Consider the following 16,258-nt stretch of genomic DNA (forward strand, 5'->3'; position numbering starts at 1 on the left):
GCTTACTCCGCTGCCGTCAGCATACGACCCGACGCAAGCCGCGAGCATTCGGCCATCACGGCCGAGGCCCGCGCGATCGGGTTGGTCAGATAATAGTCGTCAATCGCAGGCTTGAACGGCGACTTCTCGATACTGCCGCCCTTGCCCACCAGATCTTTGATCGCGCGGATATCGCCGGCCTCGATCTGGTCGATCCGCATCAGATGCGGCACTGTCTTGAACATCGCCTGCCGCAGGGCGGCCAGCGAGTCATAACCCAGGGTCTTGCCTAGCATTTCGGACAGCGCACGAATGATCGCCCAGTCCTCTCGCGCCTCGCCGGGCGGGAAGCTCGCCCGGTTCGCCATCTGGACCCGGCCTTCCGTGTTGACATAAATGCCGGTCTTTTCGGTGTAGGCTGCGCCTGGCAAAATGACGTCCGCGCGGTGAGCGCCGGCATCGCCGTGTGTTCCGATATAGACGACGAATACCCCGTCCGGCACTTTGATCTCGTCTGCGCCGAGCGAAAACAAAACGTCGAGCCCGCCCGGCGCGGTCATCCGCCCTGCGTTCAAACCACCCTTCCCCGGCACGAAGCCGAGGTCCAGCGCGCCTACCCGCGACGCCGCATCGTGAAGAACGGCAAATCCGTTCCAGTCGTCATTCAGCCCACCGATATCAACGGCAAGTTTGGCCGCTGCCGCGAGAATTGCCGCGCCGTCAGGCCGGGACGTTGCAGCACCGCCGACCAGTACGATCGGATAATTGGCGCCCTTTAGTGCATCGAGGAACTTGTTCTTCCCCGCAGCGAGGTCCGCAAGCGAATCTGCGCCGGCGCCGAGATAGTCATACTCGTAGGTCAGATCGGCTCGCTCTCCGATCACACCTATCTTGAGCTGACCCGTCCGCCAGCGCTTGCGGATGCGCGCGTTGAGGATCGCCGCTTCCTTGCGCGGGTTGGACCCGACGATCAGCAGCGCGTCGGCCTGCTCGATGCCGGCGATGGTCGGGTTAAAGATGTAGGACGCCCGCCCCCGCGCGGGATTGAAGGCGTCGCCTCCCTGCACCGCCATGTTGACCGAGCCGAGTTTTGACAGCAGATCCTTAAGCGCGAACAATTCCTCGACAGCAGCAAGATCGCCGGCAACCGCGCCGATCCGCTTTCCGTCGGTCCCCTTCACCTTCGCAGCAATCGCCTTGAATGCTTCCGGCCACGAGGCCGGGCGCAACGCGCCGTTCTCGCGAATGTAGGGGCGATCGAGCCGCTGGGTGCGAAGCCCGTCGACGATGTGGCGGGTCTTGTCCGAGATCCACTCCTCGTTCACGGCACCGTTGAAGCGGGGCAAGATGCGCATCACCTCGCGTCCGCGCGTATCGACGCGGATGGCTGAGCCAACCGCGTCCATGACGTCAATGGATTGAGTCTTTCCGAGCTCCCATGGTCGGGCGGCGAATGCGTAGGGCTTCGATGTCAACGCGCCGACCGGACAGATATCGACGAGGTTGCCTTGCAATTCCGACGTGAGCGCACTTTCGAGGTAGGTCGTGATCTCCATGTCCTCGCCGCGGCCGGTCGCGCCCATTTCCGGCGCGCCGCATATCTCGGCGGAGAAGCGGACGCAGCGCGTACACTGGATGCAACGGTTCATCGAAGTCTTGACCAGTGCACCGAGATACTTGTCTTCGACCGCGCGTTTGTTCTCGGCGAAACGCGAAGTATCGACGCCGTACCCCATCGCTTGATCTTGCAAATCGCACTCGCCGCCCTGATCGCAGATCGGACAGTCAAGCGGATGGTTGATCAGCAGGAACTCCATCACGCCTTCGCGCGCCTTCTTCACCATCGGTGATCGCGTGGAGATTTGCGGCGGTTCACCGTTGGGACCGGGACGGCAATCGCGTACGCCCCAGGCGCAACTCGCGACCGGCTTCGGACCACCCTTCACTTCGACAAGGCACATCCGGCAGTTGCCGGCGATCGACAGCCTCTCATGATAGCAGAAGCGTGGAATCTCGGCGCCGGCGGCCTCGCACGCCTGCAAGAGCGTATACTCTGCCGGCACGTCGATCTCTTTGCCGTCGATGATAAGCTTCGTCATGGCTCTACTCCGCCGCAACCATATGGGCGGGATCGAGGATGCCCTGATCGTCGCGGTCGGCCTTGTGCGAATACTGGTCGATGCGCGCCTCGATTTCGTGCCGGAAATGCGCGATGAGACCCTGAATCGGCCAGGCCGCCGCATCACCCAGCGCGCAGATGGTGTGACCCTCGACCTGCTTGGTGACTTCGAGCAGCATGTCGATCTCGCGCTTGTGAGCGCGACCTTCGGCCATCCTGGTCAGCACCCGCCACATCCAGCCGGTCCCTTCCCGGCACGGCGTACACTGGCCGCAGCTCTCGTGCTTGTAGAAATAGGAAATGCGCGCGATCGCCCGGATCAAGTCGGTCGACTTGTCCATGACGATGACCGCCGCGGTGCCGAGGCCGGAACGCAGCTTGCTGAGGCTGTCGAAATCCATCGGCGTATCGATGATCTGCTCAGCCGGCACCATGCGCACCGACGAGCCGCCCGGAATGACTGCCTTGAGATTGTTCCAGCCGCCGCGGATGCCACCGCAATGGGTATCGATCAATTCGCGGAACGTGATCCCCATCGCCTCTTCGACATTGCAGGGGCGCTCGACGTGGCCCGAAACACAAAACAGCTTGGTGCCGACATTGTTGGGTCGGCCGATGGCGGCGAACCAGGCCGCGCCGCGGCGCAGGATATCCGGCGCCACCGCGATCGACTCGACGTTGTTCACCGTGGTTGGGCAACCGTAAAGACCGACATTGGCCGGAAACGGCGGCTTCAGCCGAGGCTGACCCTTCTTGCCTTCGAGGCTCTCCAGCAGCGCCGTCTCCTCGCCGCAGATGTAGGCCCCTGCACCATGTGCGACGTAGAGATCAAACGGGAAGCCATGAATGTTATCCTTGCCGATCAGCCGGGCCTCGTAGGCCTCGTCGATGGCGGCCTGAAGATGTTCGCGCTCGCGGATGAATTCACCGCGAATGTAAATATAGCCAGCATGGGCACCCATGCCGACGCCAGCCAAAAGGCAACCTTCGATCAGCAGATGCGGATCGTGCCGCATGATCTCGCGGTCCTTGCAGGTGCCGGGCTCGGACTCGTCGGCATTGACGACGAGATAGCTCGGGCGGCCGTCGGCGTTGTCCTTCGGCATGAAGGACCATTTCATGCCGGTCGGGAATCCGGCCCCGCCGCGGCCACGCAGGCCCGAGGCCTTCATCTCACTGACGATCCAGTCGCGGCCCTTGTTGACGATCGCTTTGGTGCCGTCCCACGCACCACGGCGGCGCGCGCCGGCCAGCCGCCAGTCATCGAGACCATAGAGATTTCGGAAGATGCGATCCTTGTCGTCGAGCATCAGGTCTTGCCCTTTTTGGTCGCGTCATCGGCGGGCGGCTTCGGCGCAGGGCTTTCCCGCCGGCTCGCGGAATCGGTCGGCTTCTTGGCGTCCGCATCCGTCAATGCCGGCTGAACACCGCCGCGCGATCTTCCCTCGCCTTTCGCAGCCGCCGTATTCAATGTGGTCGGACCGCCGACCGGCGCGGAAAACTGGCGGTCGATCTGAGGACCGGGCTTCGGCGGCTGGCCCGAGGCAAACCCGTCCAGCACCTTGCCGAAGTTCTCCTTCGTCAAATCTTCGTAAGTGTCCTTCCAGATCAATACCATCGGCGCGTTGACGCAGGCACCGAGGCACTCGACCTCTTCCCACGAGAAGTCGCCATCCTTCGAAAGATGAAACGGCTCGTGATGGATGCGGCTTTTGCAGACGGCGAGAATGTCCTCAGCGCCCCGCAGCCGGCAAGGCGTGGTGCCGCAGACCTGAATGTGAGCCTTTTTGCCGACCGGTTGCAACTGGAACATCGTGTAGAAGGTCGCGATTTCCAGCATCCGGATGTAGGGCATGTCGAGCATGTCAGCGACGACGCGGATAGCTGCCTCGGAGATCCAGCCGCCATTCTGCTCCTGCGCGCGCCACAAGATAGCGATGGATGCGGAGGCTTCGCGGCCCTCCGGATATTGCGCGATCTGCTTTTTGGCCCATGCGAGGTTTTCCTCGCTGAAGGCGAAACACTCGGGCTGTTGTTCTTTCGGTGCCAGGCGGCGAACGGACATCGTACTCTAGTCTCTCAATGAACACGTTGCGACGCGGTCGCGTTCAGGCGACGAAAACGATCTTTCCAGAATGCGCTCGAGGTTCCGAACACGTTGTATCCAACGTGGGAGGCAACCTTGATGCGGTCCAAAATGGAAAGTTCGGTTAACGTCTCGAAACGATCACTGGCCGGATCGTGCACGATCAGATCTAGCGGCGTCTGCTCAAGAATATAGCGCGATACGGTGTGATTTCGGTCGTTGCCGTGTTCCTCGCATAGGATCACGGCATCACCCTGCAGCACGCGGGTGCCGCCCTTGATGGCTTCGATCTCAACGCCTTCGACGTCAAGCTTGATGAGGTACTTGCCGTCAGGTGAAATCTTGCCGTCATCGAGTAGATTATCTAGCGTCACCACTGGCACAACTTCGCCGCCGGCATCCGCGCCGCCGGCGATGCTGAAGGCCTCGTGCTTGGTGCCGGACAGGCGCGCGGTGCCGCGCGTCGCGCCAATGGCGCTCTGCATCACCTCGAAGCGACTGCCATTGATCTTTGCATTGTTCGAAAGCCTGGCGAAATTCTTGGACGACGGCTCAATCGCGATCGCCTTGCGTGATCCGAACGGCTTGCTGGACACCAGCACCGACCAGTAACCGTAGTTAGCGCCGCAATCGAGCAGCGTGTAATCGACGTCTGCGGAATCGCGAAACAGCAACTCAAGTTCGTCTTCATACTTGAAGGAGCGATTGAGCAGCTTGCTCCAATAGCCGTCGCCATAGGGAAACGCGAACGTAGCATCGGGATTGAGCCTGACGGCGATATCCCGCTCCGGCAAGGTTTTGCGCAGCAGGTTGGCGCAGCTGTTATAGCCGCGATGCGAGAACAGCGACGACACCTTGGAGCCAGCCACCAGCGCCAGCGCAGCCACGCGCTCCCAGGCGTTCGCTCCCTGAAGAACGCCGGAGGTTCGGTCGAATTGGATCGGCGGCTGTGCGATCACCGGTCAACCTCTCCGAACACGATGTCAAGCGAACCGAGAATAGCGGACACATCCGCTAGCAGGTGCCCCCTGCAGATGAAATCCATCGCTTGCAGATGCGCAAAACCCGGCGCGCGGATCTTGCACTTGTAGGGCTTGTTGCTGCCGTCGGAGACGAGGTAGACGCCGAACTCTCCCTTGGGCGCTTCCACGGCCGCATAGATCTCACCTGCCGGAACGTGGAAACCCTCGGTGTAAAGCTTGAAGTGATGGATCAAAGCTTCCATCGAGCGCTTCATCTCGCCGCGACGGGGCGGGAAAATCTTGTTGTCTTCGACCGCTACCGGTCCCTGCCCGTCAGGAGCGCGCAGCTTGGCGATACACTGCTTCATGATGCGAACCGACTGCCGCATCTCTTCCATGCGAATGAGATAGCGATCGTAGCAGTCGCCGTTCTTTCCGATTGGAATATCGAAGTCCATTTCGGCGTAGCATTCGTAGGGCTGCGCCTTGCGCAAATCCCAGGCCGCTCCGGAGCCGCGAACCATGACGCCGGAAAAGCCCCATTCCCAGGCCTGCTTCAACGTCACCACACCGATATCGACGTTGCGCTGCTTGAAGATGCGATTGGCGGTCAACAGCCTGTCGAGGTCGGCGACAACCTGGAGGAACGGATCGCACCAGGCGTCGATGTCATCGATCAGCTTTGGCGGCAGATCCTGATGCACCCCGCCAATGCGGAAATACGCGGCATGCATCCGCGAGCCGGACGCGCGCTCGTAGAAGAGCATGAGCTTCTCACGTTCCTCAAAACCCCACAGTGGCGGGGTCAGCGCGCCGACATCCATCGCCTGCGTGGTGACGTTGAGGAGATGCGAAAGAATGCGTCCGATCTCGCAATAGAGCACCCGGATCAACTGGCCGCGTCGCGGCACTGCGATCCCAAGCAGTCTCTCGGCCGCGAGACAAAACGCGTGCTCCTGATTCATCGGCGCGACGTAATCGAGCCGATCGAAGTACGGGATCGCCTGAAGATAGGTCTTTTGCTCGATCAGCTTCTCGGTGCCGCGGTGAAGCAGGCCAATGTGCGGATCGACGCGCTCGACCACCTCGCCATCCAACTCCAGCACCAAGCGCAAAACGCCGTGGGCCGCCGGATGCTGCGGGCCGAAATTGATGGTGAAGTTACGCATACCGGGAGTTACGGCACCAAGTGCTTCCGTCATCAGCTACCCGCCTTGCCGCCCGTCGCCTTCTCATCACCCGGCAACTGATAGTCAGCGCCCTCCCAAGGTGACATGAAATCGAACTTGCGAAATTCTTGGTTGAGACGCACGGGCTCGTACACGACCCGTTTCTCGGCGTCGTCGTAACGCACCTCGACGAAGCCCGTCAGCGGAAAATCCTTTCGCAGCGGATGTCCGTCGAATCCATAATCGGTCAACAAACGCCGCATGTCGGGATGGCCAGTGAAGATCACGCCGTAAAGGTCGTAGGCCTCCCGTTCGAACCAGTCCGCGCCGGGAAACACGTCGATCAACGAGGGAACCTGGGTGGTCTCCGAAGCGTGAGCACGCAAGCGGATGCGCGCGTTCAGCGTCGGCGACAGGAAATGATAGACCACATCAAAGCGCTTCTCACGGCCGGGATAGTCGACCGCGGTCACGTCGATGAAGTTGACGAAGCGGCAGCGCTGGTCGTCGCGGATGAAGCGGGCGACCTCGACAATCTTCGCCGCCTCAACCGTCACGGTCAGTTGACCGAACGACACGGAATGATCCGTGGCCGCGCCCGGAAGCGTGGCGACGATCATCTGACCGAGTTCGGAGAGATCGGTCATCCATGACTCCGCACTTCAAAGGCGGCCTGCCGCCCGGACAGAATGGGATTACGCGTCAAAACCATAACCTTAGCCGTCAAGCTGGCATGTCCTTGAAGATCGTTGCAAGATTGCATCCCATTTCCACCGCGTTACTGAGGTCGCTGGATTTCACTGGTGGCCCACCCAATGATTGGCGCCCTGTATTCTGCCGCCTTCTCCGAGACCCAAATTGCCTTCTCCAGTGTGTTTATGCTCAAAAAGAATTCCGCGTACGTCTCATCCTCGGCATCCGAAGTACGTAGGAACACTTTGCATCTTGCGGTCATCCGGCCGCTCTCGGGCACGATCAAACCACGCAGGACGACCATATCACACATAAAGTCCGGGGCAGCCGGGCGATCGGTGGCCGGCATGCCAAAGCACTCTTCGAACAATCGCACAAGATTGTTCGTCGGCTCGCCCAAAGACACGAAAGTGGCAATCCGTGTGGGATGTCCTCTCGGAATGATCCATTCGTGCCGGTCGTGCAAAACAGGCTGCCCGTTGAAGCCAGCACTAATTTTATCCACCCCATCCGTTATTGTGCCGTCCGAAACAGGAAGCACAAGCGCAAAGCCAACGACCCGTTCACCACAGTTTGCTACAACAACCGCCTTAAAAATTTTTTCATCCCATTCGCACTCGACAATATCGAACGCCAGTTCGCCTGGCTCTGGAACGAAGAGAGAAGGACTTGCCGCTGGATCTGATCCCAAAGTCCATCGAGCGCCCTTTGGAAGCGCACCGTAAAGTCCCTCGCTCGTTGGACCGAACAGTCGCGTCTGTCTTGCGGACGAACCTCGAAGCCACCCGAATAGACCCATTTTCAGCATCTCACCTTGGCGCGGTCCGAGGGTTTAGCGTTCAATAGTTCCAACTCTTCGGATCTTCTTCTGCAGGAGAAGAATGCCGTAGAGAAGTGCTTCGGCCGTAGGCGGACAGCCCGGCACGTAGATATCGACCGGCACGATGCGATCGCAACCCCGCACCACCGAATAGGAATAATGATAGTAACCGCCGCCGTTGGCGCACGATCCCATCGAGATGACATAACGCGGTTCCGGCATCTGGTCGTAGACCTTGCGCAGCGCGGGCGCCATCTTGTTGGTCAGCGTTCCGGCGACGATCATCACGTCCGATTGCCGCGGCGATGCACGCGGCGCGAAGCCAAAGCGCTCGACGTCATAACGCGGCATCGAGACCTGCATCATCTCGACCGCGCAGCAGGCCAGGCCGAAGGTCATCCACATCAGCGAACCGGTACGCGCCCAGGTGATGAGATCGTCGGCCGCGGCGACAAAGAAACCTTTGTCCGACAATTCGTGATTAACCTCGAGAAAGTACGGATCGCTGGCACCGACGGGCCGGCCGGTGCTGGGGTCCAAAATCGAGCCTCCCGACGGAGCCGAGAGAGGGCTGCCGGCGTAGGCGACCTTTGCCGTGGGAGAGTTCAATCCCATTCGAGAGCGCCTTTCTTCCATTCGTAGGCAAAACCGACCGTCAGCACCCCTAGAAACACGATCATCGACCAGAAGCCTGTCACGCCGAGCTTGCCGAACGTGACCGCCCAAGGAAAGAGAAACGCGACTTCAAGGTCAAAAATGATGAAAAGAATAGCGACCAAATAAAACCTGACGTCGAACTTCATCCGGGCATCGTCGAATGCGTTAAATCCGCACTCATAAGCGGAAAGCTTTTCCGGGTCCGGCTGCTTGTATGCGACGATAAATGGAGCGATCAGGAGCACGGCGCCGATCACACCCGCTATCCCGATAAACACCACAAGCGGAAGATAGTTCTGCAAAATGCCGCTCATGGGCGCTTCCCCTCGCTGCGATGCTTTACCCGCAGATTTGTTTAGATATTGGAACTTTTGAGAGGCTTTAGCCTAGCAAAACAGGGGTGGCAAGATAGCCTAATTTGACGCACCCGGGACGGAGATTTTGCGACTTGACATCGGAGCCAGGACCGCGGCCGGGCGGTCAACCTGCTCCTCGCTCACCCGCCGAACCACGGCCCGAAAAATCAGACCCAATGAAATCATTTCGGGAGTGCCGCGAAGCCGCGCTGAAACAAACTGGTTTTATTGCTCTTGCCTACGGACCACGAGTTGTGACGAGGCGGGAGGCAAACCATGAACCATTCGATCCAGAGCGCAGATCGCGCCACCCACCTGAAGATCGTGATTGTCGCGCTTGTCGCGGGTGCCGTATTGACGACTTTCGGGACTTCCCGTCGCCCAAGCACCGACTTCGTCCAGACTGCTCACGTGATCAAGGCCGGACAACCAACGATGGTATCCAGCTCGGAACCATCGCTCGTAAGATGATCCTGATTTCGCGCCGGTGACCGAAGCGCCATCTGGTGGCGCTCATTGAGGCAACCGCTGGCTGGAACCGGTCCGAGCTGCGAGCCCTCGTCAAAACCCGAAGCTGAGATCACGCCAAATGGCGCGAGAGACGGGACTCGAACCCGCGGCCTCCGCCGTGACAGGGCGGCGCTCTAACCAACTGAGCTACTCCCGCGGAAACCGTTTATCCGCGCATAGGGGTGACGGCTTAAAGGGGGGGCCTTTCCAAGTCAAGGCAGTTGCAGATCTCCTTTGCTATCAGGCTTTTTGAGGGGTCGGTGCAAAAAATCAGCTATTTGCAGGCAAAATGGCGCGAGTGGCATCTCCCCGAATCAAACAAGGGCTGATACGCCTTGCTTTTCGACGCTGGCAATGACGAGGAGAGCTATATTATGGCGAAGAAGGCAGCGACCCCGAGCACCGTGACCCTGAAACATCTCGCGGCAGCGTTGGCCGAGGACCATGAATTGTCCAAGAAGGCCTCCGAGGCCATCCTGACCGACATGGTTACCCGCATCACCAAACACCTCAAGAAAGGCGATCGTATCCGCATCGTCGGCCTCGGCATCCTCCAGGTCCGCAAACGCGCCGCCCGCAAGGGACGCAACCCGGCCACCGGCGAGGAAATTCAGATCAAAGCATCCAAGAAGGTCGCGTTCCGAGCCGCCAAAGAGCTCAAGGAAGCCATCTGACCAGGAATGCCGGGTCCAGGACGCTCCGTTCAAACGCTCGAGGATTTGCCGCAACGAACCGGTTGCCCACGCAAAGCCCAATCGCGGATTTGGCGAGGTTGATTTCTTACTGCTCAGCCCTGCCCTGGATTCCCGATGGCTGTTCCCATGACATTCAATCACACGGTGACGGAGCGCTTTCTTCGCTATGTCACCATTGATACCCAGTCCGATCCGACGTCTTCCAGCTGTCCTTCCACCGGGAAGCAGAAGGATCTTGGACGGCTGCTGGTGAGGGAATTGCAGGAGATCGGCGCCGCCGATGCTCATCTCGACCCGCACGGTTACGTGTACGCGACCATTCCGGCAAACAGCTCAAAGCAGGTTCCGGTTATTTGCTTCTGTTCGCATATGGACACGTCGCCGGACTGTTCAGGCGCTAACGTCAAACCGCAGGTTGTCCGGAATTATCGCGGCGGCGACATCGTTCTGTGCGGCGATCCGTCGCAGATCGTCCGCGTGGCGGATAATCCGGCACTGGCTGATCAGGTGGGCAACGACATCATCACGTCGGACGGGACCACGTTGCTTGGCGCCGACAACAAAGCCGGCGTCGCCGAAATCATGGATGCAGTGCAGGTTCTGCTTGCCAACCGAGATATCAGGCATGGCGTGATCAAAATCCTGTTCACGCCCGATGAGGAAATCGGACGCGGCGTTGACAAAGTCGATCTGAAAAAACTCGGCGCGGACTTCGCCTACACCGTCGACGGCGAGACCGCAGGTCATATCGAGGACGAGACGTTCTCGGCCGATGCTGCGGTTATTACCATCAAGGGAGTCAGTGCCCATCCCGGATTCGCCAAGGGAAAGATGGAACATGCGATCAAGATCGCATCGCGCATTGTGGAGCGGCTTCCAAAAAATATTTGCTCGCCCGAGACTACCGAGGGCCGCGAAGGTTTTCTTCATCCGACCGGATTCAGCGGCGTACTCGAACACGCGACGCTAAACTTCATCGTGCGCGATTTCACGGAAACAGGTCTGACGGAGAAGGAGGCCTTGCTGGAGGGCATCATCCGCGATGTCATGACGGACTTCCCACATTCGACGTATCGGCTGGACATACAGCCCCAGTATCGCAACATGAAGCAGATTGTGGATCGTCACCCGGAGGTTGTCGATAACGCGATGGAGGCAATCCGCCGCGCCGGTCTCAAGCCAGCCAAAGGCAGCATTCGCGGCGGCACGGACGGCTCGCGACTGTCATTCATGGGGCTTCCCTGCCCTAACATCTTCGCCGGTGAACATGCTTTCCACTCACGCACCGAGTGGGTCAGCGTACAGGACATGGAAGCCGCTGTGCGCACCATCGTCCATCTCGCTGCGATCTGGGAAGAACGTGCCTGACGTTTCTGATATCGCGAGCAGAGATCGCAGGTCCGGATGCCGCGCGGTCATCGCGGGATACGACTGCGCGAACATCGTTAATCTTTCCTAAACATCAGAAGATATGATCCTCGAATCACTGGGGATTCAAGAATGCTACGCACCATCTCGCTTGCGGTCATCGGAGTTGCAATGATGGGAGCGGCGGGATCGGCCGCCGACCTTCCAGTGCAGAGCCGCATCGGCAAAATCTTCGCGGAGCCGGAACCTCCGCCGGTCCGTGTTGCGCAGGAGAAGGATTACCCCGAGAGCGTGCTCTACCGTTTTCGGATTCCGCCGCCGGTGCCGGGCTATTACGGAAGGCCAAACGATTTCTACTATCGCCCGTACTACGAGGAGCGGCCAGTGCTCTCGTTCTATTTCGACCGATTGCCGTACGCTTGCGGACTTTACGGATATTGCTAGGGCACGATCAAAGGTTGCGCGCGGTTACGATCCAGATCGATGCCGGTAGAACCACTGTTTTCTCACTGGCAAACGGAGCAAGAACTTCCCGGACCGAGTTCGCCGCAGCAGCGATGACTTCAACAGGCTGGCCTTCGATCGCGCGGCTGGCGGGACCGAGCTGAAGCGCGGACTTGACCGCGGCTTCAATTCCGCCGCCGACCGAAATATCCAATGTGAGGTCATAGGCCTCCATTGCGACATCGGAAAAACCGGCAGCACCGAGAATACGATGAACACGCGCTTCGGACGCGAACGCGAACGGACCGGGGTCTTCCGGCGCGACCTCGGGGAGCTTCGGAACATGGTTGTAGACCGCCTGGAGCGGGACCATGAGCCAGGGATTTAGGCGAGGCTCCCGCCAGCAAATGAATGCTAAGCGGCCACCGGGTCGCAGCGCCTGACGCAGATTGGCAAACGACACGACCGGCTCGTCGAAGAACATCACGCCGAACCGGGAGGCCACCAGATCGAAACGCGCTGGCTCAAATGGATATACGGTGGCGTCGGCGAGCAGAAATTCCACCGACGCGTTCTTCGGCGCAATCTGCTTTGCCCGTTCCAGCATCGGTGCAGAAATATCGATTCCCAGGACGTAGCCGGAAGCGCCTACCCTCTCCGCGAATGCCCGCGTAGTTGCACCGCAGCCGCAGCCGACATCTATGATGCGTTCGCCGGGCATAGCTTTGGCACGATCCAGCAGGAAGGTGGAGACCGGCTGCAGCAGTTCATCCTGCATACGCTGACGATCAGCCCAGCGCTGGCCGCCGGGTCCATTCCAATAGGCGATCTGGTCCGCGTTTCGCGTCAGAGGAACCCCTGCCATCACCGCTCCCGCGCAATTCGAGCGATTGCCCTTCACAAAATCCGTGACGCCGCTTATGGAGGAAACCACTCGATCTAGCGGCTTGGTAACAAGCCGAGGTCAAAACGTACCACACCCAAGCCGAGGGCGATATCCCGCCGCAGCGGGACAGAGGAGATGCCGCCTGCGGTTCGGACCAGAATGGAGAGAAGAGATGGCAGATGAGGAAGATAAGACGATCGTCGAGCAAGGCCCTTCCATCGGTGAGTATCGCCGGGAATCGATCCCCGAATACATCGTCGATTCGAGCGGCGCCCGGTTTGAGTTTGATCGTATCGCTCTCGAAGGAGCCGGCGGGCTCGAGCCATCGCAGCTGGCCCGGAATGAATGCCTTATCGCCCCCGGTTTGATCTATCGTAAAGTTTCGTCATGATCGACCCGAGTATGCGTCTGCGGCTTCCGTTTGCATCGGGATCAACGGGCAAAGCCGTATGATAAAGCCTAGGGCTGCGACAGCGGCTTGCATGCTGGGATGCGTCGGGGCTAAACAAGGAGCGGAGGGCGGCTAGCTCAGCTGGTTAGAGCATCTCGTTTACACCGAGAGGGTCGGGAGTTCGAATCTCTCGCCGCCTACCAATATTTAGCTGTTTTGATTCGGCTCCCCGCCAGCTTCCCCGAATTTTGACGCATGGGAACGCTTCAATGAAGCGCACCTCCATCTCCCTCCTCTATATCCCTGATTATGGTCTGGCAGGCATAGTCGCATCATAATGCAAGAACGGCGCCCTCGCAGGCGCCGTTCCGTCAATTATATCGTGACGATCAGTGAGCGGTCAGGCCGCCCGCCGCCTCGTCAGCCGCATCGGGAGTGACCGGGAGCTTCGTATCCTCCTCCCAGACAATCGGCTTGGGCTGCCGCACCAACGCTTTGGCGATCACCTCGTCCATCCGCGCGACCGGAATGATCTCCAGCCCAGCCTTGATAGACTCGGAGATCTCAGTGAGATCCTTGGCATTCTCGTCCGGTATGAGCACCGTCTTGATGCCACCTCGCGCGGCTGCCAACAGTTTCTCCTTGAGACCGCCGATCGGCAAAACCCTGCCTCGCAGCGTGATCTCGCCCGTCATTGCGATATCGCGCCGGATCGGGATTCCGGTCAGCACCGACACAATCGTCGTCGCCATCGCTACACCGGCCGAAGGACCATCCTTCGGGGTAGCCCCCTCGGGGACGTGAACGTGGATATCGCGTCGCTCGAACAGCGGCGGCTCGATCCCGAAGGTGATCGCGCGCGAGCGGACGTAGGAAGCCGCCGCCGAGATCGATTCCTTCATCACGTCGCGCAGGTTGCCGGTAACCGTCATGCGTCCCTTGCCGGGCATCATCACGCTTTCGATCGTCAGCAACTCGCCGCCGACGTCGGTCCATGCCAGACCGGTCACGACACCGACCTGATCGTCGGTTTCGATCTCGCCGTAGCGATATTTCGGAACTCCGAGAAATTCCTCGACGACTTTCTCGGTGACTTTGACCGACTTCCTTTTCGAGAGCATCAGTTCCTTCACCGCCTTGCGGGCGAGTGTGGAAAGCTCACGCTCCAGGTTTCGCACGCCCGCTTCGCGGGTGTAGCGACGGATGATGAGCAGGAGCGAGTCGTCATCGATTGACCACTCCTTCGAATCCAGGCCGTGCTTGGTGAGCGCGTTCGGGATGAGATGCTTGCGAGCAATCTCGACCTTCTCGTTCTCCGTGTAGCCGGCGATCCGGATGATCTCCATGCGGTCCATCAAGGGACCGGGAATATTCAGCGTATTCGCGGTCGTGAGGAACATCACGTTGGACAGATCATAGTCGACTTCCAGATAGTGATCGTTGAACGTCGAGTTCTGCTCGGGATCGAGGACCTCAAGCAGGGCAGACGACGGATCGCCGCGGAAATCCGCGCCCATCTTGTCGATCTCGTCCAGCAGGAACAGCGGGTTCGAGGTCTTGGCCTTGCGCATCGACTGAATAATCTTGCCGGGCATCGAGCCGATATACGTCCGGCGGTGACCGCGGATTTCCGCCTCATCGCGCACGCCGCCGAGCGAGACGCGCACGAATTCGCGGCCCGTCGCCCGCGCGATCGACTTCCCGAGCGAGGTCTTGCCGACGCCGGGCGGACCGACAAGGCACAGGATCGGTCCGGTCAGCTTGTTGGCGCGCGACTGCACCGCGAGATACTCGACGATACGGTCCTTGACCTTCTCAAGCCCGTAATGATCAGCGTCCAGCACTTCCTGGGCGGCGTTGAGATCCTTCTTCACCTTGGACTTCTTGGCCCACGGAATCGACAGCAACCAATCGAGATAGTTGCGCACCACGGTGGCCTCCGCGGACATCGGAGACATTTGCCGCAGCTTCTTCAGTTCGTGCTGGGCCTTCTCGCGAGCCTCCTTCGAAAGCTTGGTCTTGGCGATCTTCTCTTCGAGATCGGCGAGCTCGTCCCGGCCCTCGTCATCGCCGAGTTCCTTCTGGATCGCCTTCATCTGCTCGTTGAGGTAGTACTCGCGCTGGGTCTTCTCCATCTGGCGCTTGACGCGTGAACGGATGCGTTTCTCGACCTGCAGGACGGAGATCTCGCTCTCCATCAGACCGAGCACCTTTTCCAGACGTGCGGTTACAGACAGCGTCTCAAGAATGCCCTGGCGATCCGCGATCTTGGCGGCGAGGTGCGACGCTACGGTGTCACCAAGCTTGGCGAAATCCGTGATCGCCTGCACGACACCCACAACCTCGGGAGAGATCTTCTTGTTCAGCTTCACATAGCTTTCGAAATCCGACACGACTGAACGCGCCAGCGCCTCGGCTTCGACGCTATTGGTATCGGTATCAGCCAGCGCGACCGCGGTCGCCTCATAATAGTCAGAGCGGTCGGAATAGGTCTCAACGCGCGCCCGCTCAAGACCTTCCACCAGCACCTTCACCGTGCCGTCGGGTAGCTTCAGCAGTTGCAGCACGCTGGCGAGCGTTCCGATTTTATAGATAGAATCTGGCACAGGATCATCGTCCGACGCGTTCTTCTGCGTCGCTAGCATGATGAGCCCATCGTTCTTCATCACCTCTTCCAGCGCCCTGATCGATTTCTCGCGGCCGACGAACAGCGGCACGATCATGTGCGGGAAAACGACGATGTCGCGAAGCGGAAGCACCGGATAGGCATGGATTTCGCCGTGGACTATAGCTGGCCGGGGTTTCGAGGCGGTCATAGCCTTGTTCCTTTTGTTGCGCCCCCTTGTTCGCAGCCGCATGTCAATGCGCAACCGCCACAAGGTGCCGAGTTTCCTGGAGAAGAATGGGCCTTTGCGAACCGAGGCCTCACCTGCCCGAGGTCGTGAGCAGCTAGCGAACATGCGCCGCCGCCGACAGCATAAGGTGGCCATCCACCACCAGCGTGTCAAGTGAAGGAAATCAGCGGCTTGTAACCGACACGGAGCGTCGGCTTGCAACCTACAGGAGCCATCGGCTTGTAAAAGCAAGGCCCTCGCGGCTAACCGCCAGCGAGGCACGAGACAG

At 59.7% G+C, this 16,258-nt stretch carries 16 protein-coding genes and 2 tRNA genes; 6 read left to right on the top strand and 12 right to left on the bottom strand.

From position 1 onward, the window contains the following. Window positions 1-2: 2 nt before the first annotated feature. From nuoG to B2M20_RS08835, 9 genes are all read right to left on the bottom strand, one after another. Window positions 3-2,078 carry an NADH-quinone oxidoreductase subunit NuoG gene (nuoG, locus tag B2M20_RS08790; RefSeq protein ID WP_079446678.1) on the bottom strand — a complete coding sequence of 692 codons (2,076 nt, stop codon included), beginning with the start codon at window positions 2,076-2,078 and terminating at the stop codon, window positions 3-5. A gap of 4 nt (window positions 2,079-2,082) precedes the next feature. Further along, window positions 2,083-3,408, bottom strand: coding sequence for an NADH-quinone oxidoreductase subunit NuoF (nuoF, locus tag B2M20_RS08795; protein WP_079446679.1), 1,326 nt, complete (start codon window positions 3,406-3,408; stop codon window positions 2,083-2,085). Beyond that, window positions 3,408-4,163 carry an NADH-quinone oxidoreductase subunit NuoE gene (nuoE, locus tag B2M20_RS08800; protein ID WP_079446680.1) on the bottom strand — a complete coding sequence of 252 codons (756 nt, stop codon included), beginning with the start codon at window positions 4,161-4,163 and terminating at the stop codon, window positions 3,408-3,410. Before nuoE ends, nuoF begins: the two co-directional genes overlap by 1 nt. Window positions 4,164-4,177: 14 nt before the next feature. Beyond that, on the bottom strand, window positions 4,178-5,140 hold the full coding sequence (locus B2M20_RS08805) for an FkbM family methyltransferase (protein ID WP_173815964.1): 963 nt from the start codon (window positions 5,138-5,140) through the stop codon (window positions 4,178-4,180). Continuing rightward, complete coding sequence (locus B2M20_RS08810) at window positions 5,140-6,348, bottom strand: NADH-quinone oxidoreductase subunit D (protein WP_079446682.1); 1,209 nt, start codon at window positions 6,346-6,348, stop codon at window positions 5,140-5,142. The genes B2M20_RS08805 and B2M20_RS08810 overlap by 1 nt, the downstream gene beginning before the upstream one ends. Beyond that, the gene (locus tag B2M20_RS08815; RefSeq protein WP_079446683.1) at window positions 6,348-6,962 is read right to left on the bottom strand and encodes an NADH-quinone oxidoreductase subunit C; all 615 of its coding nucleotides are present in this window, start codon (window positions 6,960-6,962) and stop codon (window positions 6,348-6,350) included. The genes B2M20_RS08810 and B2M20_RS08815 overlap by 1 nt, the downstream gene beginning before the upstream one ends. A 131-nt stretch (window positions 6,963-7,093) precedes the next feature. Further along, window positions 7,094-7,699, bottom strand: a complete 606-nt coding sequence (locus tag B2M20_RS19070) for a hypothetical protein (protein ID WP_139372870.1) — start codon at window positions 7,697-7,699, stop codon at window positions 7,094-7,096. Between the two features lie 141 nt (window positions 7,700-7,840). Next, window positions 7,841-8,464 carry a NuoB/complex I 20 kDa subunit family protein gene (locus tag B2M20_RS08830; protein WP_087881145.1) on the bottom strand — a complete coding sequence of 208 codons (624 nt, stop codon included), beginning with the start codon at window positions 8,462-8,464 and terminating at the stop codon, window positions 7,841-7,843. Next, a complete protein-coding gene (locus B2M20_RS08835; protein WP_079446687.1) occupies window positions 8,434-8,799 on the bottom strand; it encodes an NADH-quinone oxidoreductase subunit A in 366 nt (121 codons plus the stop codon). The genes B2M20_RS08830 and B2M20_RS08835 overlap by 31 nt, the downstream gene beginning before the upstream one ends. Before the next feature lie 318 nt (window positions 8,800-9,117). Between B2M20_RS08835 and B2M20_RS08840 the strand changes: the two genes are divergently transcribed. Beyond that, the gene (locus tag B2M20_RS08840) at window positions 9,118-9,312 is read left to right on the top strand and encodes a hypothetical protein (RefSeq protein ID WP_079446688.1); all 195 of its coding nucleotides are present in this window, start codon (window positions 9,118-9,120) and stop codon (window positions 9,310-9,312) included. A gap of 119 nt (window positions 9,313-9,431) precedes the next feature. On the opposite strand, the gene B2M20_RS08845 is transcribed toward B2M20_RS08840, so the two are convergent. Continuing rightward, a tRNA-Asp gene (locus B2M20_RS08845) sits at window positions 9,432-9,508 on the bottom strand. Window positions 9,509-9,725: 217 nt separating this feature from the next. Between B2M20_RS08845 and B2M20_RS08850 the strand changes: the two genes are divergently transcribed. The 3 genes from B2M20_RS08850 to B2M20_RS08860 all read left to right on the top strand — a co-directional run bounded on the left by B2M20_RS08850 (window position 9,726) and on the right by B2M20_RS08860 (window position 11,858). Further along, entirely contained in the window at window positions 9,726-10,025 is a 300-nt protein-coding gene (locus tag B2M20_RS08850; protein ID WP_079446753.1) for an HU family DNA-binding protein, read from the top strand. A 135-nt stretch (window positions 10,026-10,160) separates the two neighbouring features. After that, window positions 10,161-11,414, top strand: a complete 1,254-nt coding sequence (gene pepT, locus B2M20_RS08855) for a peptidase T (protein WP_079446689.1) — start codon at window positions 10,161-10,163, stop codon at window positions 11,412-11,414. Window positions 11,415-11,546: 132 nt separating this feature from the next. Further along, a complete protein-coding gene (locus tag B2M20_RS08860) occupies window positions 11,547-11,858 on the top strand; it encodes a hypothetical protein (RefSeq protein ID WP_079446690.1) in 312 nt (103 codons plus the stop codon). 7 nt (window positions 11,859-11,865) lie between these two features. Here the strand turns inward: B2M20_RS08860 and B2M20_RS08865 are convergent, their stop codons facing one another. Continuing rightward, window positions 11,866-12,723, bottom strand: coding sequence for a class I SAM-dependent methyltransferase (locus tag B2M20_RS08865; RefSeq protein WP_079446754.1), 858 nt, complete (start codon window positions 12,721-12,723; stop codon window positions 11,866-11,868). 193 nt (window positions 12,724-12,916) lie between these two features. On the opposite strand from B2M20_RS08865, the gene B2M20_RS08870 reads away from it, so the two are divergent. Further along, window positions 12,917-13,135 (top strand): hypothetical protein, encoded by a 219-nt coding sequence (locus B2M20_RS08870; RefSeq protein WP_079446691.1) that lies wholly within the window; start codon window positions 12,917-12,919, stop codon window positions 13,133-13,135. Window positions 13,136-13,261: 126 nt separating this feature from the next. Then, window positions 13,262-13,338: transfer RNA gene (locus B2M20_RS08875), tRNA-Val, on the top strand. Window positions 13,339-13,524: 186 nt separating this feature from the next. Here the strand turns inward: B2M20_RS08875 and lon are convergent. Continuing rightward, window positions 13,525-15,951 (bottom strand): endopeptidase La, encoded by a 2,427-nt coding sequence (gene lon, locus B2M20_RS08880; RefSeq protein ID WP_079446755.1) that lies wholly within the window; start codon window positions 15,949-15,951, stop codon window positions 13,525-13,527. Window positions 15,952-16,258 lie beyond the last annotated feature (307 nt).

It is taken from the genome of Nitrobacter vulgaris (genome assembly GCF_002028545.1).
Taxonomy (GTDB): Bacteria; Pseudomonadota; Alphaproteobacteria; order Rhizobiales; family Xanthobacteraceae; genus Nitrobacter; species Nitrobacter vulgaris.

What these genes read in the sequence shown, in the direction of transcription:
- pepT (WP_079446689.1), top strand. Translation starts at nt 10,161, where the DNA reads ATGGCTGTTCCCATGACATTCAATCACACGGTGACGGAGCGCTTTCTT.
- B2M20_RS08870 (WP_079446691.1), top strand. Translation starts at nt 12,917, where the DNA reads ATGGCAGATGAGGAAGATAAGACGATCGTCGAGCAAGGCCCTTCCATC.
- B2M20_RS08810 (WP_079446682.1), bottom strand. Translation starts at nt 6,348, where the DNA reads ATGACGGAAGCACTTGGTGCCGTAACTCCCGGTATGCGTAACTTCACC.
- nuoG (WP_079446678.1), bottom strand. Translation starts at nt 2,078, where the DNA reads ATGACGAAGCTTATCATCGACGGCAAAGAGATCGACGTGCCGGCAGAG.
- B2M20_RS08860 (WP_079446690.1), top strand. Translation starts at nt 11,547, where the DNA reads ATGCTACGCACCATCTCGCTTGCGGTCATCGGAGTTGCAATGATGGGA.
- B2M20_RS08865 (WP_079446754.1), bottom strand. Translation starts at nt 12,723, where the DNA reads ATGGCAGGGGTTCCTCTGACGCGAAACGCGGACCAGATCGCCTATTGG.
- B2M20_RS08835 (WP_079446687.1), bottom strand. Translation starts at nt 8,799, where the DNA reads ATGAGCGGCATTTTGCAGAACTATCTTCCGCTTGTGGTGTTTATCGGG.
- B2M20_RS08850 (WP_079446753.1), top strand. Translation starts at nt 9,726, where the DNA reads ATGGCGAAGAAGGCAGCGACCCCGAGCACCGTGACCCTGAAACATCTC.
- B2M20_RS08815 (WP_079446683.1), bottom strand. Translation starts at nt 6,962, where the DNA reads ATGACCGATCTCTCCGAACTCGGTCAGATGATCGTCGCCACGCTTCCG.
- lon (WP_079446755.1), bottom strand. Translation starts at nt 15,951, where the DNA reads ATGACCGCCTCGAAACCCCGGCCAGCTATAGTCCACGGCGAAATCCAT.
- B2M20_RS08830 (WP_087881145.1), bottom strand. Translation starts at nt 8,464, where the DNA reads ATGGAAGAAAGGCGCTCTCGAATGGGATTGAACTCTCCCACGGCAAAG.
- nuoF (WP_079446679.1), bottom strand. Translation starts at nt 3,408, where the DNA reads ATGCTCGACGACAAGGATCGCATCTTCCGAAATCTCTATGGTCTCGAT.
- nuoE (WP_079446680.1), bottom strand. Translation starts at nt 4,163, where the DNA reads ATGTCCGTTCGCCGCCTGGCACCGAAAGAACAACAGCCCGAGTGTTTC.
- B2M20_RS08840 (WP_079446688.1), top strand. Translation starts at nt 9,118, where the DNA reads ATGAACCATTCGATCCAGAGCGCAGATCGCGCCACCCACCTGAAGATC.